Annotated in this window: 22 protein-coding genes; 6 read left to right on the forward strand and 16 right to left on the reverse strand. The window is 61.4% G+C overall.

Annotated features, from left to right (window positions below; genetic code table 11):
- Positions 1-8 precede the first annotated feature (8 nt).
- The 7 genes from AB1E33_RS00190 to AB1E33_RS00220 form a co-directional block, all read right to left on the reverse strand.
- Entirely contained in the window at positions 9-665 is a 657-nt protein-coding gene (locus AB1E33_RS00190) for a nucleotidyltransferase family protein (protein WP_372575241.1), read from the reverse strand.
- Positions 634-3,051 carry a GcvT family protein gene (locus AB1E33_RS00195; RefSeq protein WP_372575242.1) on the reverse strand — a complete coding sequence of 806 codons (2,418 nt, stop codon included), beginning with the start codon at positions 3,049-3,051 and terminating at the stop codon, positions 634-636. The genes AB1E33_RS00190 and AB1E33_RS00195 overlap by 32 nt, the downstream gene beginning before the upstream one ends.
- Before the next feature lie 85 nt (positions 3,052-3,136).
- On the reverse strand, positions 3,137-3,892 hold the full coding sequence (locus AB1E33_RS00200) for an HpcH/HpaI aldolase family protein (protein WP_372575243.1): 756 nt from the start codon (positions 3,890-3,892) through the stop codon (positions 3,137-3,139).
- 70 nt (positions 3,893-3,962) lie between these two features.
- Positions 3,963-5,282 (reverse strand): HlyC/CorC family transporter, encoded by a 1,320-nt coding sequence (locus AB1E33_RS00205; protein ID WP_372575244.1) that lies wholly within the window; start codon positions 5,280-5,282, stop codon positions 3,963-3,965.
- Positions 5,283-5,344: 62 nt separating this feature from the next.
- The gene (locus AB1E33_RS00210) at positions 5,345-6,289 is read right to left on the reverse strand and encodes a tyrosine recombinase (protein ID WP_372575245.1); all 945 of its coding nucleotides are present in this window, start codon (positions 6,287-6,289) and stop codon (positions 5,345-5,347) included.
- A 2-nt stretch (positions 6,290-6,291) separates the two neighbouring features.
- Positions 6,292-7,800 (reverse strand): hypothetical protein, encoded by a 1,509-nt coding sequence (locus AB1E33_RS00215; protein ID WP_372575246.1) that lies wholly within the window; start codon positions 7,798-7,800, stop codon positions 6,292-6,294.
- A complete protein-coding gene (locus AB1E33_RS00220; RefSeq protein WP_372575247.1) occupies positions 7,790-7,939 on the reverse strand; it encodes a hypothetical protein in 150 nt (49 codons plus the stop codon). The genes AB1E33_RS00215 and AB1E33_RS00220 overlap by 11 nt, the downstream gene beginning before the upstream one ends.
- A gap of 78 nt (positions 7,940-8,017) precedes the next feature.
- Between AB1E33_RS00220 and AB1E33_RS00225 the strand changes: the two genes are divergently transcribed.
- Both AB1E33_RS00225 and aroB read left to right on the forward strand, forming a co-directional pair.
- On the forward strand, positions 8,018-8,605 hold the full coding sequence (locus AB1E33_RS00225) for a shikimate kinase (RefSeq protein ID WP_372575248.1): 588 nt from the start codon (positions 8,018-8,020) through the stop codon (positions 8,603-8,605).
- Entirely contained in the window at positions 8,606-9,718 is a 1,113-nt protein-coding gene (gene aroB, locus AB1E33_RS00230) for a 3-dehydroquinate synthase (RefSeq protein ID WP_372575249.1), read from the forward strand.
- A gap of 6 nt (positions 9,719-9,724) precedes the next feature.
- Here aroB and AB1E33_RS00235 read toward each other — a convergent pair whose 3' ends face one another.
- Positions 9,725-10,795 (reverse strand): site-2 protease family protein, encoded by a 1,071-nt coding sequence (locus tag AB1E33_RS00235; RefSeq protein WP_372575250.1) that lies wholly within the window; start codon positions 10,793-10,795, stop codon positions 9,725-9,727.
- 12 nt (positions 10,796-10,807) lie between these two features.
- A complete protein-coding gene (ssb, locus tag AB1E33_RS00240; RefSeq protein WP_372575251.1) occupies positions 10,808-11,326 on the reverse strand; it encodes a single-stranded DNA-binding protein in 519 nt (172 codons plus the stop codon).
- 212 nt (positions 11,327-11,538) lie between these two features.
- On the opposite strand from ssb, the gene AB1E33_RS00245 reads away from it, so the two are divergent.
- Together AB1E33_RS00245 and AB1E33_RS00250 are read left to right on the forward strand one after the other, a co-directional pair.
- Complete coding sequence (locus AB1E33_RS00245) at positions 11,539-12,117, forward strand: lytic transglycosylase domain-containing protein (protein ID WP_372575252.1); 579 nt, start codon at positions 11,539-11,541, stop codon at positions 12,115-12,117.
- An 83-nt stretch (positions 12,118-12,200) separates the two neighbouring features.
- Positions 12,201-13,385 (forward strand): cytochrome-c peroxidase, encoded by a 1,185-nt coding sequence (locus AB1E33_RS00250; protein WP_372575253.1) that lies wholly within the window; start codon positions 12,201-12,203, stop codon positions 13,383-13,385.
- A 10-nt stretch (positions 13,386-13,395) separates the two neighbouring features.
- On the opposite strand, the gene AB1E33_RS00255 is transcribed toward AB1E33_RS00250, so the two are convergent.
- Positions 13,396-14,352, reverse strand: a complete 957-nt coding sequence (locus AB1E33_RS00255) for a LysR family transcriptional regulator (protein WP_372575254.1) — start codon at positions 14,350-14,352, stop codon at positions 13,396-13,398.
- 115 nt (positions 14,353-14,467) lie between these two features.
- On the opposite strand from AB1E33_RS00255, the gene AB1E33_RS00260 reads away from it, so the two are divergent.
- Complete coding sequence (locus tag AB1E33_RS00260; protein WP_372575255.1) at positions 14,468-16,123, forward strand: BCCT family transporter; 1,656 nt, start codon at positions 14,468-14,470, stop codon at positions 16,121-16,123.
- 100 nt (positions 16,124-16,223) lie between these two features.
- Here AB1E33_RS00260 and AB1E33_RS00265 read toward each other — a convergent pair whose 3' ends face one another.
- The 6 genes from AB1E33_RS00265 to miaA form a co-directional block, all read right to left on the reverse strand.
- Entirely contained in the window at positions 16,224-18,311 is a 2,088-nt protein-coding gene (locus AB1E33_RS00265) for a dipeptide ABC transporter ATP-binding protein (RefSeq protein WP_372575256.1), read from the reverse strand.
- 93 nt (positions 18,312-18,404) lie between these two features.
- Positions 18,405-19,619 (reverse strand): ABC transporter permease, encoded by a 1,215-nt coding sequence (locus AB1E33_RS00270; RefSeq protein ID WP_372575257.1) that lies wholly within the window; start codon positions 19,617-19,619, stop codon positions 18,405-18,407.
- Positions 19,620-19,634: 15 nt separating this feature from the next.
- A complete protein-coding gene (locus AB1E33_RS00275; RefSeq protein WP_372575258.1) occupies positions 19,635-20,681 on the reverse strand; it encodes an ABC transporter permease in 1,047 nt (348 codons plus the stop codon).
- A gap of 117 nt (positions 20,682-20,798) precedes the next feature.
- Positions 20,799-22,469: an ABC transporter substrate-binding protein gene (locus AB1E33_RS00280; protein WP_372575259.1), complete on the reverse strand. Its 1,671-nt coding sequence runs from the start codon at positions 22,467-22,469 to the stop codon at positions 20,799-20,801.
- 252 nt (positions 22,470-22,721) lie between these two features.
- Entirely contained in the window at positions 22,722-23,543 is an 822-nt protein-coding gene (locus AB1E33_RS00285; protein WP_372575260.1) for an AraC family transcriptional regulator, read from the reverse strand.
- 58 nt (positions 23,544-23,601) lie between these two features.
- Positions 23,602-24,477, reverse strand: coding sequence for a tRNA (adenosine(37)-N6)-dimethylallyltransferase MiaA (gene miaA, locus AB1E33_RS00290; RefSeq protein WP_372575942.1), 876 nt, complete (start codon positions 24,475-24,477; stop codon positions 23,602-23,604).
- Positions 24,478-24,595: 118 nt separating this feature from the next.
- Here miaA and pyrH point away from each other — a divergent pair, with 118 nt between their 5' ends.
- Positions 24,596-25,336 carry a UMP kinase gene (gene pyrH, locus AB1E33_RS00295; RefSeq protein WP_372575261.1) on the forward strand — a complete coding sequence of 247 codons (741 nt, stop codon included), beginning with the start codon at positions 24,596-24,598 and terminating at the stop codon, positions 25,334-25,336.
- The last annotated feature ends 5 nt before the right edge of the window (positions 25,337-25,341 follow it).

Raw genomic sequence — 25,341 nt, forward strand, 5'->3', positions numbered from 1 at the left:
CCGAGGCGTCATTGGCAGGCCAGCCAATCCGACCAATCCTTTTCCGTATCCAGATCTCGGCGCGCATTGTTGCCGGGCAAGGGCACGCAAACGGTTCGCTCTGCGTGTAACCGGGCCACGCTCTGCGCGCCCGCATCCCCGGTTAGGGTCAGGAGTTCGGGAAATAGTGCACGGGAAAAGATCACGGGATGACCGGGTTTTCCGGCCTCGGTCGCGCCGCGCCAGATCAGGGTATCAGATTTTAGATCAACGGCTTGAAGGACATCTCCCAGGTTACTTTCGGTTATATCCGGCAGATCGGCCAGCAGCACCATCGCCGCAGGTGCAGACGGTGGCAGAGCGGAAACTGCGCGGCGCAGGCTCGCATTCATCCCTTCTGCCGCATCGGGTACGGGAATGATGTGGGCATCAAGTCCCGCAAGTGCTCCATGGCGCGGATGCGGGGCGGGTGGCAGGGCGACATAAAGCGGCCCGATGCCGAGCGCGCGGCGGGCCGTGCGCCGCAACAGGGGTTCACCGTCGATGTGGCGCATCAGCTTGTCGGCGCCAGCCATGCGGCTCGAGGCCCCGGCGGCCAGCAGGATGATCGGGATCGTGGTCATATCGCCACCATGGCCACCGCGTGCGGCTTTGTCACCCGCGAAGGCGGGTGCCGTCGGGATCAAAGAGCGGCCGCTTCAGAACCCGCGCCTTGCACATCTGCCCGAGTATCTCGATCTCGACCGCGAGACCGGCTGCAACACGCTCGCTGGGCAAGAAACCCAGGGCAATGGATGTCTCAGCATGATGCGAATAGCCGCCAGAAGTGCAGAACCCGACCACCGCACCCTCCAGCCAGATCGGCTCATAGCCGTGCACATCGGCATCCTGCGCCGCGACCTCAAAAGCGCATAAACGGCGCGCAGGGCCGGCTTTACGTTCGGTTTCTGCAGCGGTTCTGCCTATGTAATCAGCATCTTTCCCAAAAGAGATAAACCGATCCAACCCGGTTTCCGCCGCCGTGTAATCGGGCGAAAACTCGGCCATCCACGAGCCGAAGAACCGGTCCAGCCGCAGGCTCATCATCGCGCGCATCCCGAAGGGTGTGATGCCGTGATCCTGTCCCGCCTGCCACAGCGTCCACCAGAGCTGCCGTTGGGCCATCGGGTCGCAATAGATTTCGTAGCCCAGATCGCCGGTATAGCTGACGCGCTGTACGATGCAGTCCGTCATGCCAATCACCATGCGTCGCACATCGAGAAAGCGCAGGCTGGTCACGTCATCGCGGGTGCAGGCGGCAAGAACGTCGCGCGCGCGCGGACCCGCAATCTGAAAGCCGTTGCAGGTATCAGTTATATTATCGATGTTTACGCCGTCCATTTCATGTTGCCGGAACCAGCGCATGTGAAACGCCTGCGCGCCATAGGAGGCGGTCAGCCGGAAGTCACGTTCATTCAGGCAGGAAATCGTGAAATCCCCGATCAGCCTGCCTTTCGGTGACAGCATAGGGGTCAGCGACAGGCGGCCGGGTTGCGGAACGCGCCCCGCCATGATCCGGTCGAGCCAGGCCCGTGCGCCGTCGCCCCTTATCCTGTATTTGCCAAAATTGTGGACCTCGTTGATGCCGACGCCCGCGCGCACGGCGCGCACCTCGCGGGCTGTTGCGTCAAATGCGTCCGAGCGGCGGAAAGACGGGGTTTCATAAGCCGGTTCTGCACCTTGGGCGAAGTAATTCGCCACCTCCAGCCCGTATTGCTGGCCCCAGACCGCGCCGAGATCGCTGAAGATATCGTACATTGGCGTGGTGCGGTTGGGGCGTGCGGCGGGCAGTTCCTCGTTCGGGTAGGAGACTGAGAAGCGTTTCTGGTAATTCTCGATCACCTTGGGCCGCGTATAACCGGGGCTGATCCAGTCGCCGAAACGGGCCACATCCATGGCGAAAATATCGCGCTCGGGCTCGCCCTCGATCATCCACTGCGCCAGTGACAGACCCACGCCGCCGCCTTGGCTGAAACCGGCCATCACACCGCAGGCCGACCAATAGTTGCGCATCCCCGGCACCGGGCCGACCAGAGGGTTGCCGTCGGGCGCGAAGGTAAAGGGCCCGTGGATCACCGATTTCACTCCGGCCTCGGCCAAAACAGGGAAACGTTTATACGCAAATTCAATGCTATCGGTGATCTTGTCAAAGTTATCCGGCAGCAGCTCATGACCGAATTCCCAGGGCGTGCCATCCACCGCCCAGGGCTTGCAGGGCTGTTCATAAAACCCGATGCACAGGCCCCGGCCTTCCTGACGCAGATAACTTTCGCCCGCCGGGTCCATCACATGGGGATGCTCGCCGCCACCATCGACGATCGCTTCGATTTCAGGGATGTTATCTGTGACGATGTATTGGTGCTCCATCGGGTGCAGCGGGAAGTAGATGCCCGCCATGGCACCAACCTCGCGCGCCCAGAGGCCACCGGCATTCACCACATGTTCGGCATTGATCGTGCCCTTGTCGGTGACCACATGCCAGCTGCCATCGGGGCGCTGGTTGGTCTCGCGCACCATGCAGTGGGTCTCGATCGAGGCGCCGCCCATGCGCGCAGCCTTGGCATAGGCATGGGTGGTGCCCGATGGGTCCAGATGCCCATCCAGCGGATCATAAAGCGCGCCGAGAATACCATCCATGTTGGTAACGGGCGCGATCTTCCGGATTTCATCGGGTCCGACGATCTCGGTTTCCAGCCCCATGAAGCGGTGCTTGGCCCGTTCGGCCAGCAGCATGTCGAACCGGTCCTGATTGTCGGCCAGGGTCACCCCGCCTACATGGTGCAGCCCGCAGGACATGCCGGTGATCTCTTCGAGTTCCTTGTAGAGCCGAATGGTATAGCCTTGCAGCGCGGCCATGTTGGTATCGCCGTTCAGCGTGTGAAACCCGCCTGCCGCGTGCCATGTGGACCCGGAGGTCAACTCAGAGCGTTCCAGCAGCATCACATCCGACCAGCCCAGCTTGGTCAGGTGATAGAGAACGGAACAGCCGACGACGCCGCCGCCAATTACGGCCACTCTGGTGGTGGTTTTCATGCACTAATCTCCAGTCTTTGAGGTCAGTTTGGGCGGCGTTGATCTCACGGGCTGTCCGGATTGCGACATCACCGTGTCGTGTCGGTCAGTCCGCGCACCACGAAGCCATCTCGGACGATTGCTGTTTCAGCCACAACACATCGAAGCCGGCGATGACCCGGTGGCCGCGTTCGAACAGCGCCGCGGCCTGCGTCGCGTTCAGCGCAGCGCCACCCAGGGGCAGTCCGGCGCGCAGCGCGGCCTCTTCGATGATCTGTTGCGCGCGCAGGTAATCGGGGTGGTCGAACTGGCCGCTGACTCCAAGTGAGGTGGTCAAGTCAAACGCGGCCACCACCAGCAGGTCGATCCCGTCGACCGCGCAGATCGCATCGATATTCTCGACCGCTTCGGTGGTTTCGATAAGCAGGCAGCAGACCAGATGATCCTCGATCTCCTCGCGATAACCGGTCAGGGAGGTGCCCCAGCGGGACTGCGCGATGAACGGCCCGAACCCGCGAGTGCCGCGCGGTGGGTACCGCAGGCTGGCAACGGCGACACGGGCATCCTCGGCATCGCGGATCAACGGAAAGACGATCCCTTCGGCCCCCATATCGAGCACGCGCTTGACCTGTGCGGTATCATTTTCGGCGACACGTACCAGCGGGGCGCACTCAGTTCCGGCGGTGGCTGCGATCATCGCGTGGCAGCTGCCATGATCCACTGCGCCATGTTCCATGTCGATCATCACGAAATCCATCCCCGATGCCGCCAGGGCCTGGGTCACGATTGCGGACGGGATGGTGCAGATCGCGGATGTGAGCCGGCGCGCGGGATCGCTGAGTCTCCGTTTCAGGCTTGGCATAAGGGGTCCTCCTTGCGCCAAACTGACCCAAGCGGGTCCGCGTGACCACTGAATTCGCGTTAATGGAGGTTCAGCTCGCCAGGCGCAGGGGGCGGATCTTCAGCTCGGTCACCCGGTTGCCTTCGCGCGCGGTAACCTCGAAGCGGAAATCGTGGAACGCAAAGACCTGGCCCACGATGGGGATCATCTGCGCCTCGTGGATGACCAGACCGGCGACGGTATTGGCCTCTTCGTCGGGCAGATGCCAATCGGTGGCGCGGTTCAGGTCGCGGATCGTCATCGCGCCCTCGACCAGATACTGGCCGTCTTCGGCCTTCTGGATCTGGATCTCTTCATCCAGGTCGAACTCGTCGGTGATCTCGCCGACGATCTCTTCCAGGATATCCTCCAGCGTGATCAGCCCGCGCAGCGAGCCGTATTCGTCCACCACCAGCGCAAAGTGGCTGCGCATGCGTAGAAACTCGCGCATCTGGTCGTCCAGCGTCGTGGTCTCAGGCACAAAATAGGGATCGTTTGAAACCTTCGAGATGTCGAAATCGCGTAGCTGATCCGTATTGCCACCCGCGCCGCCGACCTGCGCATACATGGCGCGGAACAAATCCTTGGCATGGACCACGCCGATGATGTTCTCGGGCTCATCGCGAAAGACGGGCAGGCGGGTATGGGGGCTTTGCAGGCATTGCTCAAGGATCGCCTCGGGCTCGGCGGCGGCGTCGATCATCTCGATATTCGAGCGGTGCAGCATGATCTCTTCGACCGCCCGGTCGTTGAGATCGAGCGCGCCCAGAATGCGGTCGCGATCCTCTTTCTCGACCACGCCTTCGGAATGGCCCAGCTGCAGCGCACCGGCAATCTCCTCGCGTACTGCAAGGATGCGGCTATTGGGGTCGATCTGCACCCCGAACAGCCGCAGCACGCCGCGCACCAGCAGCCTCACGGCGCTGACAACCGGGGCAAACAGGGTGACGACGATGCTGATCGGGCGCGATATCAGCGCGGCGGCCTCTTCGGCATTGGTGATCGCATAGGTCTTGGGCAGCACCTCGGCAAAAATCAGCACCAGCAAGGTCATCACCAGCGTGGCCAGCGCTACGCCGCTTTCGCCGAAGATCCGGGTGAACAGCGCCGTGGCGAGCGAGGCGGCAAGGATATTGACCAAGTTATTGCCCAGCAGCACCGAGCCGATCAGCCGTTCGCTGTCATCGGTGATTTCGAGCGCCCGCTGCGCCCCGCGCGAGCCTCTGTCGGCCTGCGCACGCAGCTTGCCGCGCGAGGCAGCGGTCAACGCGGTTTCGGAGCCGGAGAAGAAGCCGGAAAGAATGAGAAGAAACAGAATTGCGCCAGAGGTGATCCAGAATGCGCTGTCGATCACTGAAGGGGTCGGGTCCATCGGTCCTTGACTATCATATATACCTGCCCGTTATGGGCACCATGTTCTGCTCGTTCAAGAGCTTAACGCGGTTTCTTCGAGAGGGGGTGGTGATCCAGCACCAGCTCGGTCAGCCGTTCATCCAGAACATGGGTGTAGATTTCGGTGGTGGCGACGTCCGCGTGGCCCAGCAGCGTCTGGATCGACCGCAGGTCGGCGCCGTTGGCCAGTAGGTGGGTGGCAAAGGCGTGGCGCAGCGTGTGTGGCGTGACTTTTGCGGGGGACACGCCGCCCGCCACAGCCAGTTCCTTGATCAACAGGTAGAAACGGTGCCGGGTCAGATGCCCCAGCTTGCCGCGCGACGGGAACAGGAAAAGCGAGCGGGGTCTGCCCTTGGTGGCGCCCGCGTCCTCGGTCTCGTCGCGCAGGGTCAGCCAGACGGCGAGCGCTTCGCGGGCGGGTGGGGACAGCGGCACCATGCGTTCCTTGCCGCCCTTGCCCCGGATCAGCAGCATGCGCGGATCGCCGCGTGCGGCAGAGACCGGCAGCGACACCAGTTCGGTCACCCGCATGCCGGTCGCATAGAGGAGTTCCATCAGGCAGGTGTTGCGCACGCGGTCGGCTTTGCCGCGCCCGGTCTCGCGGGCGGCGGCCAGCAGCCTGTCGACCTCGACCACCTCCAGCGTCTTGGGCAACGATTTCTGTCGTCCCGGACCGCGGATCTGAATGGCCGGGTTGTCACTGCGCCAGCTTTCCTCGAACGCGAACCGATAGAGCTGTTTGATCGCCGACAGCCGCCGGGCGCGGGTGGCGCGCGACAGACCCTCGGCATCGCAATCGATCAGATAGGCCTCGACCTGCTCGCGTTCTGTCTGGGCGAAATCGAGTTTATTGCGGGTCAGCCAGCCGGAAAAATCCTGTAAATCACGCCCATAGGCCAGCAGTGTGTTGGTGGCGGCCCCCAGTTCCGCAGCTTGTGCTTCGAGAAAGCTGGATATCCAGAGGTCCTGTGTCTGCGGCGCCGTCATGGTCACCCCCGATCCAGCAGCATCAGCTGCAGGCCCGCTTGCCGTGCGGTGTCTTCCAGGCCCACCGTGCGGAACAGCGCGATCGCCGCCGTCAGATCGGCAGTGTTGCCGTTGGCGCCGTCCTCGAACAGGATCATCGCCTCGAGAATGGCCTCACCCAATCGTCCGCCATTGATCATGTCCTGCAATTCGGGGCGCAGCGGCGGCGTTGCGAACCCCTCGGCGATAGCCTGACCCGTGGTGTCCGGCGCGGTCAGATCGCGCGGATTGCCATTGGCAAGCGCTACCAGAAACAGCGAGGCCGCCGCCCCGTCCGAAGCCGGTGGCCGTGCCCCCGCAAGCAGCGCAATCTCCCAGGTCAGGCGCGTGGCATCGGGGTCGGTCAGTGCGATCTGGCCCAGTTGCTCGGAGAACAGTTCGGCAAAGGGAACTTCAAGCTGGACCTCGCGCATGGCGGACCAGGCAGCGGGCAGGGTTTTGGTCACCGCCTCGGGGCTGCCGCTTTGCAGGGCTTTGTCGAACCGTCGCAGGGCGTCCACCCGGTCCCAGACCCCGCCCGAGGCCGAGGCTTTGCGTTCGGTATATAGCCCCAGCAGATGGTTCGGCGTCAGCGCGCCGATTCTTGTCAGCCGCTCGGCGGCTTCCAGTTGCGCCTTCCAACCGGCCACATCGCGCAAGTCGGCGGTGGCAAAGGCGCGCGGCATCGGCGCGGTCGGCAACCGCTCTCCGATCGTTTCATAGAGGCGGAATGTCAGCGGGTCGGGCACATCGGGCCGGGGCAGAGGTGGTGCGCCCTCGAACAGGTCGGGGCTGAGGAACCGGTCCATCAGGTCTAGCCGTTCAGGTTCAAGCAGCTCAAGCGCATGGGCGGCCTCCAGCGTCACGGCGGCGGTCGGCCAGTCGCCTCGGCGCGCCTGACAGAAGATCAGCGCGCCATAGCCGGGCGACAGATGGGGCGCTGCGGCCAGCACCTCGCAGCTGCGATCCTCATCGCCAGTCAGCAGTGTCGCATCGAACCAACGCCGAAAGCGGTCGGCATTCCGGGTCGCCCCGGCCACCTGCGCCAGGTTCTGCGCCGGATCGGTCGCGCCCAGATCCAGCAACCGGTCGAGCCGGGCGAGTAGCAGGATCTCTTCGGCGCCGGTACCTGCGGGGGCCGTCGCTTCGGTCAGCAGCAGCGAATAGAGAAGTTTCTGCATCGCAGGCGCGTTGCGCACCGGCACCTGCGCGATCAGTTGCGCCAGTCGCACGGGATCGCTGCCGCGCCACAGGTCCACCGGAAGGCCGGTCACCGCAGACGGCACCAGCCCGATTGCGGGGCTGGGCGTATCCAGTGGGCGTACCGCGATCTCGGGCTGCCGCCCCACTGTGGTCACGGGCGGTTCCATCAGCACCGTGCCCGGAAGCATCACCGACGGCGGGTCGTTCAGCCACTCGATCGCGGATAGTGGATGTTGCGCCGATGCCAACACCGGCAGCGCGGCAAGGGCCAGCGCAAGTCTATTTCGCATCCAGTGTCACCGGTTGTCGCACCTCGCTCTGCGGGGCGCTGAAATCCACACCGAAGAACGGACCAAGATAGGCATAGCCAATCAACCCGAGGAAACACAGGCAGATCACGTAAACCAAGAATTTTATCAGACGCCCCATAGCCGTACTGCCTCTTTTCGTCGTTTTGCCGCAAGTTATACCTAGCCTTTTTCACAAGATCACGTCATTCAAGGGCAAATGAGCGAAATTGAGCACAACCTGGCCAAATCTCCTTTGCATGGCGTATGGCGGCTGCACAAGACGGTAGTCATGGTCGGCATGATGGGCGCCGGAAAAACCGCTGTGGGCCGGGCGCTTGCGCAGCGTCTTGCAGTCCCCTTCCTGGACAGCGACGCCGAGATCGAATCAGCCGCCAACATGACAATACCCGAAATTTTCGCTCGTGATGGCGAGGCGTTCTTTCGCACCAAGGAAAGCCAGGTGATCAGCCGGCTTCTGGAGGAAGAGCGCGGGATACTTTCGACCGGGGGCGGCGCGTTCTTGTCCGAGGCCAACCGCGCGATGATTTCCGCGCGCGGCGTGTCGGTCTGGTTGAATGCCGAGCTTGGCGTGCTGTGGAACCGGGTAAAGCATAAAGATACCCGCCCGCTGCTCAGAACAGGCGATCCGCGCGCGACGCTGGCCGCCCTTTATCAGGTGCGGGTACCGCTTTATGCCAAGTCGGACCTGAGCGTGGCGTCGGATGGCGATGCTGCGATCGAACAGATGGTGGATCGGGTGATCGGGGTGCTAGAGACCCGACCCGACGTGTTGGAACTGAACTGAATGCAAGAAACGGTTTATGTGGACCTGGGCGACCGGTCCTATGATGTTGTGATCGGCCCGGACCTGCTGGCAAAGGCAGGCGCGCGGATCGCGCCGATGCTGCGGCGGCCGCGTGTGGCGGTGGTCTCGGACGATCAGGTGGCGGCGCTGCATCTTGAAGGGTTGCGCGCCGGATTGGCTGCGGCGGGGATCGAGATGGTCTCGCTGGAGCTGCCCGCCGGAGAGGCAACCAAGAGCTGGCCGCATTTCGAACGCACGGTAGAATGGCTGCTGGGTGAGAAGGTCGAGCGCAACGATGTGGTCGTGGCACTGGGCGGCGGTGTGATCGGCGATCTGGTGGGTTTTGCGGCAGCGGTGCTGCGCCGGGGCGTGCGGTTCGTGCAGATCCCGACCTCGCTGCTGGCGCAGGTGGACAGTTCTGTCGGCGGCAAGACCGGTATCAACGCACCGCAGGGCAAGAACCTGATCGGTGCCTTTCACCAACCCGCGCTGGTGCTGGCCGATACTTCGGTCCTGCAGACCCTGACACCACGTGATTTCATCGCCGGTTATGGTGAGGTGGTAAAATATGGTCTGTTGGGGGATGCGGCGTTCTTCGAATGGCTTGAGGTCAACGGACCGGCCCTGTCGGCGGGCGACATGGGCGCACGGGTGCAGTCGGTGACGCGTTCGGTGCAGATGAAGGCCGATATCGTGGCCCGTGACGAGACCGAGCAGGGCGACCGCGCGCTGCTCAACCTTGGCCACACCTTCTGCCACGCGCTGGAGGCGGCCACCGGCTATTCCAACCGGTTGTTGCATGGCGAGGGCGTTGCCATCGGCTGCGCGCTGGCCTTTGAGTTGTCGGCGCGGCTGGGGCTGTGCGCGCAGGAGGATCCCAGCCGGGTCCGCGCGCATCTCAAGGCGATGGGGATGAAAACCGATCTGGCCGATATTCCCGGCGATCTGCCCGGGGCCGAGGCGCTGCTGGACTTGATGGCTCAGGACAAGAAGGTGATCGACGGTCAGCTGCGTTTCATTCTGGCGCGCGGCATCGGTCAGGCCTTTGTCACCTCGGACGTGCCCGCCGACGCGGTGCGTTTGGTGATTGAAGATGCTCTTGCAAGCCGTTGAAAAAATTCACCTGCCTCGAATCACCATCAGCTCGCCCACATTCTCGCGGGTGATATAGCCCAGCATGATGCCGTTGCTGGCGCAGACGGCAACCGCCGGGGCGCCTTCATGCAGCGCGGCAAGCACGGTGTCCAGCTTGGCGGTCAGAGCAACCCGGGGAATGTTCCGTTCCATCACCGAACTGGCCGGGGTCGTGCGGGGCTGATCGCCCGCCAGCGCGGCAAATAGCCCGGCGCGGGTCACAAAGCCCAGCAACGCGCCTGTTGTGTCGACCACCGGGAACTCGTGCTGCGTGGTTCGTATCACTGCCTGGGCTGCCGAATTCAGGGTATCTTCGGGTGTCAGCGTCTCGAAGCTGGTGATCATTGCGTCACGCGCCACCAATCGACGCGAGACCGCACGCATGGCGACATCCTGACTTTCCGCACCGGCCGCAAAAAAAACGAAGACCGCGATCAGCACCATGACCGGGCTGCCTGCGCTGAGCCCATAAAACCCCAGAGCGATGGCCAGACCCTGCCCGGTGAGCGCCGCCACCCGCGTGGCCATTGCCCGGTCCATCCACAAGCTCAGAACCGCGCGGAACACCCGCCCGCCATCCATCGGAAAGGCCGGGATCATGTTGAACACCGCAAGAAACAGGTTCACAAGCGCCAGACGGCTCCAGAAACCGGAACTGAGGCTTTCGACCCCGCTGAGCGTATCGGGTCCGATCCGCGCGCCTAGCAGGAACAGCAGCGCGAAGATCACCACATTCACTGCCGGTCCGGCCAGGGCCACTGCGATTTCTTCGCCCGGTTTTTCGGGCATCCGCTCCAGCCGGGCCAGACCGCCGATCGGCAGCAGGGTGATGTCGGGGGTGCGGATGCCATAGCGCCGGGCCATCAGTGCATGGCCGAATTCATGGGCCACAACGCAGGCGAACAGTGCCAGAACGAACAGGATGTTCCAGGCGGCGCCAAACGCGCCGCCGCTGTCATAAGCCGAAAGCCCGACCCAGGCGATCAGCAGAAAGAACGTGACATGAACCCTGAGTTCCGATCCCAGTAGACGGCCTATCGGGAAGGACCAAGTCACCTTTGTCGGGTCCTAGAACGGGATCTCGTCATCGTCGATCCCGCCGGAGGCCGGGGCAGGGGCGCTTCCGCCACCGCCGCGCGAACCGCCATAGCTGTCGCCCTGCGGCCCGCTGTCATAGCCACCGCCGTAACCGCCGCCTTGGCCACCACCACCGCCACCACCACCGCCGCCTTCGCCACGGCCATCCAGCATGGTCAGTGTCGAGCCAAAGCCCTGCAACACAACTTCAGTCGAATACCGGTCCTGACCGGATTGATCCTGCCATTTGCGGGTCTGCAACTGGCCCTCGATATAGACTTTCGATCCCTTGCGCAGATATTGCTCGGCAACGCGGACCAGGCCTTCGTTGAAGATCGCGACCGAGTGCCATTCGGTCCGCTCGCGCCGTTCACCGGTATTGCGGTCTTTCCAGTTTTCAGACGTGGCAATGCGCAGATTGCAGACCTTGCCGCCGTTCTGGAATGACCGAACCTCGGGGTCGCGGCCCAGATTTCCGATAAGAATGACTTTGTTGACCGAGCCTGCCATGGCTTTCCCCATCTGTTGTTTTGTCTTGGTGTCGCGAATCTGCGCGATCCGTCCCGGTGACCCTATACGGACCGCAGCAGGCTTAAAATACCATATACAGACGTTGCAATCTTCCAAGGTCACACCCTTGGCTGCCGACAGGGCGGATGCCTTCCAATTTCCTTTGGAATATGTATAGTCCCGCGTCGAGGTGTAGTTGACGGGCAGTGAGTATGCGCAGGTTTGTATCGGGACTTGTTGTTGTGTGTGTTGTGTTGTCGGCAGTGCCGGCGGCGGCGGACATGTTCGGAACCAAGAACCGCAGAGACCTGTTCAAGAACCAGGCGAAGTTTCTCGATTCGCGCGGCGCCAGCCAGTACGAGAACTCGGTCCGTCTGCGCCCGCCCTCGGCGCATAGCAGTTTCGACAAGCGCTATACCGGCAAGTATCGCGGCCAGTACACCGCCATGGCGCGCGATGCCGCGCGGCGCTACAATGTCCCGGAAGAGCTGTTTCTGCGTCTCGTGCAGCAGGAAAGCAACTGGAACCCGCGGGCCAAGTCGCACAAGGGCGCTCTGGGCCTTGCGCAGCTGATGCCCCAAACAGCGCGCTCGCTTGGTGTGAACCCGCATGATCCTTATGAGAACCTCGATGGCGGCGCGCGCTACCTGTCGATCCAGTTCCGCGAGTTCAAATCCTGGCGTCTGGCGCTGGCCGCGTACAATGCAGGGCCGAAAGCGGTGCAAAAACATGGTGGCGTGCCACCTTATAAAGAAACCAAGAATTACGTAAAAAAGATCTGGGGCGGGTGACGCAAGTTTGCGTTGAATCAAATCCTGATTAAAATTATCTGGTATGCCGAAGCCAATGATCCAGCGCTTCGGAGGCCACTCAAATGCGACCGCTCTTCCTTGCTGCGCTCTTCGGCCTTGCCGCCGGGGCAGTTCACGCCGACCCTCCCGACAGGCTCGAGGCGTTTGGAGAGGCGCTGTTCTTCGACATCAACCTGTCGGCCAACCGGACCCAGTCCTGCGCCACCTGCCATGATCCCGCGGCGGGCTTTGCCGATCCGCGCGAAACCGGTCTGGGCCGGGCCGTGTCGCTGGGCGATGACGGGCACTCGCTGGGCGACCGCAACGCGCCAACTGCCACTTATGCGGCACTTGTACCGGGCCTGCACCGCACCAAGGATGGCGTCTGGGTCGGGGGGCTGTTCTGGGACGGGCGCGCCGCCACGCTGGAGGATCAGGCCGGCGGACCACCGCTGAATCCGATCGAGATGGGTATGCGCGACAAGGCTGCGGTTGTGGCGCGACTGGTCGAAAACCCTGACTACGTGAGTGCAATGCGCGGCCTGTTCGGCGATACAGTGTTTGATGATACGGATGCGGCCTATGCGGCGATGACCTCGGCCATCGCCGCCTTTGAACGTACCGAAATCTTCGCACCCTTCGACAGCAAGTATGACCGGTTTCTCAAGGGGGAATACCAACTCACCCAGAACGAAGAACTGGGCCGTCTGCTGTTCTTTTCGGAGCAATTCAGCAACTGCAACCAGTGCCACAAGCTCAAGCGCAGCGAGATCGACCCGGGCGAGACCTTTACCAACCACGAATACCACAATGTCGGCGTGCCCACCCATACGGCGGTGCGCGCCCATAACGGTGTGCCCGCTGATCTGGCCGATGCCGGGCTGTTGGCCAATCCGACGATTGACGACCCGGCGCAAGAGGGCAAGTTTCGCGTGCCCACGTTGCGCAATGTCGCGGTGACCGGGCCTTACATGCACAATGGCGTCTTCGAGGATCTGCGCACGGTTGTGCTGTTCTACAACAAATACAACACCAAGGCGGCGGCCCGGCAGGTCAACCCGGAAACTGGCGCGCCGTGGCGTGATCCCGAGGTGGCGCCGACACTCTCGATCAAGGAATTAACCGACGCGCCTGCGCTGGACGATCAGCGCATTGATGCACTGGTGGCGTTCCTGAAAACCCTGACCGATGCGCAGTACGAACATCTGGTCGAGCCTGAGGAAAGTATGCAGTGCGGCAGTGCGTGCCAGAGCCCGCCGCAGCAGTAGGACCGTGGTGTCAGAGCTGCGCCACGGAGAGCGCGGGCCGGGTAACTGGATTGGCGGCGCGCTGTTTGATCCATTCAAAGACGAGATTTGGTCCGCGCCGCGTGCTGGAATGATCGCGCGACATGACGTAGCCGGCATTGCTGACCACCACATCCTCGGTGGCTTGCACCAACAGGTTCTGCTGGATCAGCCCGTCCACCAGACCCAGCCATCCCAGCGCAACGCCGTTCCCGGCAATCGCTGATTGGGTGACCATGTCGTAATTGTTGAAACTGATATAGTTTTTGGACCGCGCGCCCGAGATCCCCAGCCCTTCGAACCATCCCTGCCATGTCTGCCAATGGGCCGATGGCGGCTTGGACAGGCTGAGCAACTGCAGGTCCAGCAGATCCGCGACAGAGGGGATCGGGCCATTCCGAGCCAGAAAATCCGGGCTGCAGACGGCGGCGACCCGCTCGCGCAGCAGTGCGACCTCTCCTTTGCCGATCGTGCTGAAGGACTGGACGTGGATATTGATATCCCAGTCCTCGGCGCTTTTGTCGGGTGGGGATTGCGAGGCCAGGATTTGGATCTCGATCTCGTCGCCCAGCTCGTCGCGCAGGTCCGACAATTGCGGCAGCAACCAGAAGGTTGCGAATGCAAAATCCGCCGAGATGCGCACCCGCGGTTTTGACTTGCGCTCCAGCAAGTCGGCAACCGAGGCGCCCATCTGCGTCATGGCGGGTCGAACCACTTTCAGCAGGCGCGCGCCTTCGTTGGTCAGGGTGACGCCGCGATGCTCGCGATTGAACAGGGCGACGCCCAGCTCAACCTCTAACCCCTTGATCTTCTGCGAAATGGCGGATTGCGTCACCCCCAGCGCCTCGGCCGCGCCCGAGAGGTTTCCGAACCGTGCGACCAGCTCGAACGCATGCAGCGCGACCAGCGAATGGCCAAGTTTCCTATTAACTCTGCTAATGTCAGTCATAAACAATTTACTACTGCAAAAGGGTACCCGACTGTCAATAAAATCCGCTGATGTGAAGAATTTGCGTCAACTCAACAACGCGAACAAAAAACAGCGAACAGAACAGGGAAGTTACATGTCAATCAAACCACCCTTAACAGACCTGCCAATCGGCGTGGCCGATGAAGGTTTTTATCGGGGTTTCAGCCACATCGTCACCATTTCGTCCAAGCTGGCGATCGGTGGCCTTGTGATCTGGGCCATCGCGTTTCCCGAGCAGTCGGGCGCTGTCCTGAACTCGATCAACGCGTTCATCCTGGCGTCGTTCGGCGCGTGGTATATCTGGACCGTGGCGCTTTTTGTTCTGTGCTGTCTCGCCTTTGCGATCTGGCCGACGGCAGGCAGGCTGAAGCTGGGGCTCGATAGCGATCAACCAGAGTTTTCGAATTTCTCGTGGTTCTCCATGATGTTCGGGGCCGGGATCGGGGTGGGGATGCTGACCTGGGCCGTGGCCGAACCGATGTATCACTGGACCAACAACCCCGAGGTCATTCAGGGCATTACCGAAGGCAGTACCGAAGGCAATATCCGGATGGCCTATAAGTGGTCCTTTCTGCACTGGGGGCTTGGGGCCTGGGCTTGTTATGCGCTTGCCGGTCTGGCGCTGGGTTTCTTCGCCTATCGTCGTGGTCTGCCCCTGACCATGCGGTCGTCGTTGACGCCGCTCTTTGGCGCGCGCCTTTCAGGGTCTCTGGGCCATATCGTTGACATCGTCGCCGTAGTCGCGACCATCCTTGGCGTGGCGCAGACGCTTGGTTTCGGCGTCGAGCAGTTCGTTGCCGGCCTGACCCGGATCGGGATCGGCGGGCTGACCAATGCCGAAGGCACCGCCAACACCGCCGGTGTGCTGATCGCCATCGTGGTCATCATGGCCGCCTCGACCGCCTCGGCGCTGTCGGGAGTTGGCAAGGGCATCAAGTGGCTGTCGAACATCAACATGGTGCTCAGCATCGCGCTGCTTGCGTTTTTCCTGGTCTTCGGCTCGACCTTCTTCGGGCTGCAGGCGCTGTTCCTGGGACTGTGGGATTACATGATCGCATTGCCGGACATGATGTTCCGTGTCTGGTCGGGTGACGGCAACCCTGACAGCATTGCCTCGAAGCTGGAAGGCTGGCAGGGTGGCTGGTCGGTGTTCTACTGGGCCTGGTGGATTGCGTTCGCTCCGTTTGTGGGCCTGTTCCTGGCGCGTATCTCGAAGGGTCGGACCATTCGCGAATTCGTGTTAGGCGCGATGATCGTACCGTCACTGATGTGCTTTGTCTGGTTCACATGGGCTGGTGGCACCGCGATTGATCTGGAACTGAATGGCGCGGATGGCATCATCAAGGGCGCGCCGGATGGCGATAAGATCTTTGCCATGGTGCAGTACATGCTTGCACCGTTCCTCGGCTGGGCCATGTCGGTGATGATCGTTGTTCTGCTGATGACGTATCTGGTGACCACAGCAGACAGTGCCGTTCTGATCGTAAACACCATCAATGCCGCTGGCGACGAAGGTCCAAAAGCCCGTCCGCACATCATCTTCTGGGGTGTTGCGCTTGGGGCCGTGGTGGCAGCATTGCTGCTGGTGGGGGGGCTGAAGGCGATCCAGACCGCGATGGTGATCGGGGCCTTGCCGTTCTCGGTGGTGATGGTCCTGCAGTGCTTTGCACTGATCAAGGCGATCTACAATGACGGCAAGCGCGAAAGGGCCGGGATCCCAACAACAATGTCACAAGAGCCTGCTGAATAGGCCATGAGGTCAAACTGTCGCTGCCGAGTCCTGACGGCGGTGGCTAAGAAAGGGCTGGGCCAATTGGCCCAGCCCTTTCATTTTGTTCTTGCGATATCTCTTATTCGGCGGCGATCTTGATGACCGGCTGCATCCGCGCCAGCACCTCGTCGGACAAGTGGCATTTGACCTGATGCCCATCCGCCAGAGTCTTGACCGACGGCACATCCTTTTCGCACAGACCACCGCTGACTTCGGATTTCCAGCGGCAGCGGGTCTGGAACGGGCAGCCCGGCGGCGGGTTCATGGCCGAGGGGATGTCACCCTCCAGCACGATATGTTCCTTCTCGATCGAAGTGTCGGCGATGGGAACCGCGCTTAGCAGCGCCTCGGTATAGGGGTGGTAGGGCGGGCTGAAGACCTGATCGGTCGAGCCCAGTTCGACCACATGACCCAGATACATCACCATCACCCGGTCGCTGAGATAGCGTACGATGGACAGGTCATGGCTGATGAACAGCAGCGTGGTCTTATGCTCGCGCTGGATTTCCATCAGCAGGTCGGTCACCGCCGCCTGCACCGACACATCTAGCGCCGAGACCGGCTCATCCGCCACCACGATCCGTGCGTCGCCTGCAAAGGCGCGGGCAATGCCGACACGCTGTTTCTGGCCGCCCGACAGTTGCCGCGGCATCCGGTCGGCAAAGGCGCGGGGCAGTTTCACCAAGTCAAGCAATTCCAGCATGCGCTTCTTGCGCTCGGCCTCAGAGTTGCCGATTCCGAAAATCTCCAGCGCCCGGATGATCTGCCGCCCCACGGTCATCGAGGGGTTGAGCGTGTCGAACGGGTTTTGGAACACCATTTGCACTTCTGAGACGGTCTTGGTGTCGCGTTCTTCGATGGGCACGCTTTCGATATTGCGGTTGTCGAGCAGGATCTGCCCGTCCGTGGCCGTCTCTAACCCCATCAGCACCTTGGCAAAGGTCGACTTGCCGCAACCGGATTCGCCCACAATGGCCAGCGTCTCGGATTCGCGGGCCTCAAAGCTCAGCGTCTCGTTGGCCTTGACCACTTTGGTCTGCCCGCCGCCGAACAGCGCATTGGCGGCCACTTCGTAATATTTCTTGAGATTATCCATCTTCAGAACAACATCACCAACCTCACCCTTTTCCTTCTGCTCACCCAAGGTGATCGGCGCGTTCCAGTCGATCTCTTTGTATTTCAGACAGCGCGTATGATGCCGGTCATTGCCGGGCACCGCCTCCATCACGATGTCCTGTTTGTCGCAGCGGCCTTCTTCGAAATAGTCGCAACGCGGGCCAAAATTGCAGCCCGATGGACGCTCATGGGGCAGGGGGAAGTTGCCCGGAATGGCCACCAGAGGACGCGCGTTTTTGTCAGCGCCCGGCAGCGGGATCGAGCGGAACAGCGCCTGCGTGTAAGGGTGCTGCATCTCGTCGAACACATCCTTGATCGAGCCGCGCTCAACCGCTTCGCCGGAATACATCACGCAGAGCCGGTCGCAGGTTTCCAAAACCAGCCCCAGATTGTGGCTGATGAACAGCATCGAAGTGCCGTATTTCTTGCCCAGATCACGGACCAGTTCGACCACCGCCGCCTCGACCGTCACATCAAGCGCCGTTGTCGGCTCATCCAGGATCAATAGTGCGGGTTTCGACATCAGCGCCATGGCAATGACAATCCGCTGCTGCTGCCCACCCGAAAGCTGATGCGGGAACGAGTTCAGCATCCGTTCGGGATCTGGCAGGCGCACATCGGTGACCACCTCCAGTGCTCGGGCGTAAGCCTCTTCCTTGCTCACGCCTTCGTGGATCATCGGCACTTCCATCAGTTGCTTGCCGATCTTCATGGCCGGGTTTAGTGACGCCATCGGCTCCTGATAGATCATCGCGATTTCATTGCCACGAATGTCGCGCAGCTCTTCAGGGCTCATCTGGGCCAGATCGCGGCCCTTGAACTTGATCGTGCCGCCAACGACACGTCCATTCTTGCCCAGATCCTGCATCACGCCCAGTGCCACGGTGGATTTGCCGCAACCGGATTCGCCTACCAGACCGACGGCCTCGCCGGGCTGTACCGTGACCGAGAAATCCATCACCGCCGGAATTTCGCGCAACCGAGTGAAGAAGGAAATCGACAGCTTGTCGATCTCCAGAATGGGCCCGTCATATTCCGCAAGTTTGTTCATCTTGTCATCTCCTCGCGAGAGTCAGGGGAACCCCTTCATCTGGCTAAAATCGGTTTGGGGACCGGGGTCAGCACCCCCGGTCCGCCCTTTCCATCAGTCCTTCAGGCTTTCTTCCCGCAACCCGTCCGCGAGCAGGTTCAGTCCAAGAACCATGGTCAGCAGCGCCAGCGCAGGGGGCAGAGCTGGGTGCAGGTAAACAGAGAGCAGCTTGCGCCCCTCATTGATGGTCGAGCCCCAATCCGGGCTTTCCGGCGGCAGACCTAGGCCAAAGAAACCCAGGGTTCCCAGAAGGATCGTGGTGTAGCCGATACGCAGGCAGAAATCGACGATCAGCGGCCCACGCGCATTGGGAAGGATCTCCCATAGCATGATGTACCACGGGCCTTCGCCGCGGGTCTGCGCGGCGGCCACATAATCGCGCGTCTTGATGTCCAGCGTCAGGCCACGCACGATGCGGAACACCGTGGGCGAGTTGACGAAGACCACCGAGACGAACACCACCAACACACCGCCGGGAATATCGAACAGATCCAGAATGCCGGGGATTCCCGGTATCCAATAGGTGTCGGTTGCTACGATCGCGCCGTCATTGGAAATCAGCGACAGATATAGCCAGATGGCAACTCCAAGCACGCCTATCAGCAGTGGTGTCCGGAACTTCGGCTGTGTGTAGAACCGCGAGTTGAGTAGCACCGCCAGAAACACGATGGGAAAGACGAACAGCACCGTCGCCATGTAACTTGGCACACCGGTTGCCACGATCTCGGGCGTGACCAGCAGGTAGAACAGCAAGATCACCGGGAAGGCCAGGATCAGGTTCGACAAGAAGGACAGGAGCGTATCCAGCCGCCCGCCATAATAGCCCGCGGGCAGGCCCAGCGTGATCCCCACCATGAAGGCAAAGACTGTCGCCAGAGGTGCGATCTGCACCACGATCCAGGCCCCTTTGACCATCCGGCTGAACACGTCACGCGCCAGATTGTCGCCGCCCAGCAGATACCAGCCATACTGGCCCTCTTCAGCACCACTGACCGGCGTACCCGGCACCTTGTTCTTCATGCCCGAGACCTGCGCCAGCGCATCCTGTGTCACGATCAGGTCCATCGCACCGAAGATGCCGGTAAAGACCCAGAACATGACAAGGCCGAAGCCGACCATGCCGATGGGGCTGTCATACAGCTTGCCATAAAGCCCCAGCCGCCGCTTGAACGCCATCGAGACGGCAAAGAGCAAGATCAGCGCAACCCAGACCGAGGTGAACTGGTAAAACATGCGGGCAATGATTTCGAATGTCGTGAGAGGTTCCATGCTCAATCTCCTCCCTTAAGCAATTCGAATACGTGGGTTCAGGTAGACATAGCCGATATCCGATATCAGCTGCGTCACCAGCACCACAATGACCGACACTACCGACACCGCCAGCAACAGCTGGATGTCGTTATTGCCCGCCGCCTGTACCAGCACCCATCCAAAACCCTTGTAGTTGAAGAGTGTCTCGACAATCACCACACCGTTCAGCAGCCATGGGAACTGCAGCATTATGACGGTGAAGGGGGCGATCAGCGCGTTGCGCAGCGCGTGTTTCATCACGATGTTGGAAAAGCTGACGCCCTTCAGCCGCGCGGTGCGGATATATTGCGCCGTCATCACCTCGGTCATCGAGGCGCGCGTCATCCGCGCGATATAGCCCATCCCGTAAAGCGAGATGGTCAGCACCGGCAAAAAGAAATTCTCGAACGTGGCGTTTTCCATCGCTGAGGTTGCGGTCCCTTTGAACCATTTCAACCCAACAGCGGAGGAGGCAAAGACCGCGATAAAGATCACGCCGGACACATATTCCGGTGTTGCCGTCGTGGTGATCGCGAAGGTCGACAAGGTCCGGTCGGTTTTTGACCCTTCCTTCATGCCCGCCAGAATGCCAAGCAACAGCGCTGACGGGACCATCAGCAACATCACCCAGAACATCAGCTTGCCGGTCAGCGCCAAGCGTGTTGAGACGACGCTGGAGACCTCATCCTTGAAGACTGTCGAATAGCCCCAGAAACCTTGCAGGATGCCGCAGAATTCTGGCGATTCCTCTGCCGTCTTGCCGGGCAGGATGCACCGCCCCTGAACGCTGCCATCTTCATTGGTGTGCCGGTAAGAGGGCAGAATACCAAGCCATTCACCGTATTTGATCGGTATTGGCTGAAGATAGCCGCCCTTTTCGAGGAAACTGCTGACCTGCTCGTCCGACATCCGGAAATTGCCCTGCGTCTTGGCGAGCTTTTCAAGGTTTGGGTAGAGGTTGGTCAGAAAGAAGACGAGGAATGTCAGGCATAACGCAGTCAGGATCATGACGCCGACACGCTTTAAAATGAATAGTCCCATGTGTGCCCCTGTTGGTGGCCGGTGCGAGGCTATTCAGGCCTCGCGCATCGCTATTTTTGTTCGCCGCTGATGGACGAAAAAGCCGCGCCCGGGGGCGCGGCCTGTTTGTTTTTGCGTTTAGCCGATGAGGCCAAACTTATAGATTTGCGGCAGGTCGGCGATGTGTTTTTCGACGCCCACCATATTGTCGCGGTGGTGGCGCATTGCCGTCCGCCAATAAGGCTGGATGGTCACGCCTTCGTCGATCATGATGCCTTGCAGTTTGCCCATCACCTCGCGGCGCTGGTCCACATCGGCAATCGAGTTCGCTTCTGCCAGCAGGGCATCGAATTCGTCATTCGCAAACCCGGATTCGTTCCACGCTTCGCCACCTTTATAAGCCAGCGCGAGAACCTGGGTTCCAAGCGGGCGGTGGTTCCAGTTTGTCGACGAGAACGCGTATTTGGTCCAGTCGTTCCAGAAGGTCGATCCTGGCAGCACAGTATGGCGCGCCTTGATCCCCGCATCGTTGAGCTGGGCAACCACAGCCGCAGTCGTGTTGCGGCGCCAGTCATCATCAATTGACTGAACCTCGTGCTCATAATCTCCCATACCGGCCTCGTCCATCAAAGCCTTTGCGCGCTCCGGATCAAAGGGAAGACGTTTGACCGTGGAATCAAACTCGGGATGCATCGGTCCGACATGGCAGTTATCTGCCGGGATGCCGTAACCCGCCATGCCAAGCTCTAGGCAGACCTCGTTGTCCACCGCCATGGCCAGCGCCTGCCGCACCCGCCGGTCGGCGTAGATCTTGTTGCCGTCGGCGTCTTCAGCCAGTTGATTGGGGCGAATGACAATGGTGAAGCCGGAGGGTATTTCCGAACGCGTCAGGCCGAGACCATCGAAGATGTCGACAAACTCGCCCACCGACTCCCAGTTCATGTCGATTTCTTCGGCCTCGTAAGCCGCCAGGAAGGCCGCGGGATCGGTGCCGTAGTCGATGAATTCGATCCGGTCGATATAACCGCCCTTGCCTGCGGCATAGCCCCACCAGTCATGGCCTTCGTTTCGAACCAGAACCCCTTTGACGCCAACTTCGTGGCTTTCAGGAATCATGAAGCCGGTGCCGATTGGATTGGCAAGCATATTGTCCGGCTCGTGGCTGCTGTGCACCACCGCAGCCGGATAATCCGACATGCCGGGAATGATCGTGATATCAGGTGCGCTGCTCTTGAGCTTCACCGTATGAGGATCAACCACCGTGATCGCCCCGTCCGCAGCTTTGTTGGTTTCCGGATCAACCAGTGACGACATCCGCGACGCCATCGAGTTTCCTTCGACGGTGCCATCGCACCACATGGTGATGTTGCGCGCGACGTCATCAGCGGTGAAATCCTCACCGTTGTTCCACTTGACCCCTTTGCGCACGTTCAGAGTGTGTTCGGTCGCATCGTCATTGGTTTCCCAGCTTTCAAGCAGCATCGGCTTGAACGAGCCGTCATTGTTGTATTCGACCAGGTATTCCAGCCAGCCGGCGGTGAATGTTGCAATCTGGGTCCAGTCGTAGGTGCGCGGATCTTTCAGGCCCCGCACTTCCATCTGGTAGCGGATCGTGCCGCCCTTTTCGGGCTCCTGGGCCTGCGCTGGCGAGGCCAGTCCGATCATGCCGTAGGCAGCAGGCACGGCGACGCCAAGGGCGGTCACGCGAGCCATGAATTCGCGGCGGCTGAGCTTGCCGTCCCGATATTCCTGGGCGTGCATCTCGGCCGCCGGGTGCACCGGTTTTCCAGTCAGTGTCTTGTTGGTCATTTGGTTCTCCCCGTGAGTGAGTTTGTTTTTGATTGTGGTCGGGAGCAGTTGCGCCGGATGTTACGCCAGAGACTACCCTGCGGCGCGCCGTAGGCGCGATGGTCCTTTCAAGCTCCCCATATCAATATACGGCAACAGAAAATCCCGGGCGTCAACGATTGGTTTCGCCATTTCGAGGCTCAAAAACGACATCTGGATGATTAAAAAACGACTTTCGGGCAAAGCCCGGCTTGGACGACCTGCAGGCAGGGCTTATGCCGCGCTGCGGCGGATCGCTGATGGGGCAAGGCCGGTATGGTGCTGCATGAAGCGGGTGAAATAGGCCGCGCTGCTGAAACCGAGGTCTTTGGCGATGTGGCTGGCAGGGCGGTTGCTCTGGACCAAGGCGGCGCGTGCTTCGTGCAGGACGCGGCTGGTCAGCAGGGCCGCGGCGGTGCGTCCGGTTTGCGATTTGCAGACTCGCGTCAGATGGGTGGGTGTCACGCCCAGCGCTTCGGCGTGGTCGGCCATGCTTGCGCCGGTGGCATGGCCGTGCACCAGCCGGTCGAAATAGCGGCGTGCCAATCGCCGCGCGGCGCTGGCGCGGGGTGAGGCGGGTTCAGTCTCGATCACGCGCTGTAACCAGATCGCGGAGAGCTCGGAATAGGCCAGAACCGCCTTTGAGTTCAAGCTCTTGCCACTGTCCTGTTCGCGGGTGATCGCGTCCAGCAACCCGGCCAGTTCGTTCTGCGTGGTGACGTCGCGGACCCGCAGATGGACCGGGCGATCGGGCAACGAGGGCGCACTGCCCACGGGCAGCACCAGTGCCTGACCGAAACACTGCCGTCCCAGATCAACGGCCAGAAGCTGCCGTGCGGGAACGAAAATGGCGTTATGCGTTCCGATGCCCGCCCGCGCGCCGTCAAACAGCGCCACGCCCTGACCGCGGGTGATCCACAGCAGCAGGTGTTCGGGCCGGTCATGGGGCAGGTCCAGTTGCCAGCGCCCTAGCGGCGCGAGCTGGGGCAGGCTCAGCAGCCGGACTTCGTTTGCCAAATTCTCGTCGCTCGCCATGCAGCCAACCCGGTGGGACACCCTGTCATCACCATAATTACAGCATGAATGCGGGGGCCGGACAACCAGCGCGCGGCGATCAGAGGTCGGGTCGCAGCCGATGCCAGCCTGCCATCCGCGCCCGGAACCACGTGCGCTGACGTTTTGCAAATTGCCGCGTCGCGACGGTGGCGCGCTCGCGGGCGGTCTCAAGATCAATCTTGCCGTCGAGATAGGCGATGATCTCGGGTACGCCGATGGCCTTGCAGGAGGGCAGGTTAGCATCATAGCAGGCGCGCATTGCGGCCACCTCGTCCAGCGCGCCGCCCGCCAGCATCGCGTCAAAGCGGCGGGCGATTCGGTCCAGCAGCCAGTCGCGGTCGTTTTCCATCACGATCGGCACCGTTTGGTCGAGAGGCTGGATCGGGGCAGAGGTATCGGCCTGCCATGCGGCCAGCGGGCGTCCGGTGGCGCGCAGCACCTCCCAGGCGCGCTGTACCCGCGCGCGGTTTTGCCGGTCGATCCCTTGCGCGGTGTCCACGTCCAGCCCGGCCAGAAGCGCCTCAAGGGGCAAGGTATCGCCTTTGGCGCGTATTTCGGGCGGCGTTGGCGGGATGTCAGCCATGCCTTCGGTGAGTGATCTGAAATAGAGCCCGGTGCCACCCACGATGATCGGGCGCTGCGGGCCGGTCAGCAGAGGCGTCACTTCGCGCAGCCAGTGACCCGCTGAATAGGCCACATCATAGGGCACATGGCCGTAGAGCAGGTGCGGCGCGCGCGCTTCTTCGTCGGCTGAGGGGCGCGCGGTGATGACGCGCCAGCAGTCATAGACCTGACTGGCATCAGCATTGACGATCACTCCGCCATGCCTCTCGGCGATCTGCAGCGCCAGCTCCGACTTGCCTGAGGCGGTTGGACCGGCGATCAGAACCGGCAAACCTTCGGGGATGTCAGGTAGTTGCGCGGCAAGCCTCATGTGACGGCCCGACATTGCTGCAATTTCCTGTCTGTCTGGTGCCTGACCCGCATTGAACCTCGCTGCGTTTTGCTCCATTTTGCGCCGCAATTACACTGGTGCCGCAGCGGAGCGCAACATGACCTCTCTTTCCCCCGAATTCGTGACGCAAGCCAAATACAATCGGGTGATGCTGAAAATATCGGGGGAGGCGCTGATGGGGGATCAGGGGTTCGGCCTGCATCCGCCCACCGTGCAGCGCATCGCCGAAGAGGTCAAATCGGTTCATGATATGGGCGTCGAGATCTGCATGGTCATTGGCGGCGGCAATATCTTTCGCGGGCTGCAGGGGTCGGCCCAGGGCATGGAGCGCACCACCGCTGACTACATGGGCATGCTGGCCACGGTGATGAATGCGCTGGGGATGCAATCGGCGTTGGAGGAATTGGGCGTGTTCACCCGCGTGATCTCGGCCATTCCGATGGATCAGGTCTGCGAGCCTTATATTCGCCGCCGCGCAGTACGCCACCTTGAGAAAAAGCGGGTCTGCATCTTTGCCGCGGGTACCGGCAACCCATATTTCACCACCGACACCGCCGCCGCGCTGCGCGCCAGCGAGATGGCCTGCGAGGCGATCTTCATGGGCAAGCAGGTAGACGGCATCTATGACAGCGATCCCAAGACCAACTCCGATGCCAAGCGCTATGACCGGATCACCTACAACGAAGTGCTGACCAAGAACCTCAAGGTGATGGACGCTTCGGCGATCGCGCTGACGCGGGACAATAACATGCCGCTTATCGTGTTTTCGCTGGACGAGCCGGGCGGGTTCCGGGGCATTCTGGCCGGCGAGGGCACCTATACCACGGTGATGGGCTGAGGCGC

The organism is Ruegeria hyattellae, from assembly GCF_041537925.1.
Lineage (GTDB): Bacteria > Pseudomonadota > Alphaproteobacteria > Rhodobacterales > Rhodobacteraceae > Ruegeria_C.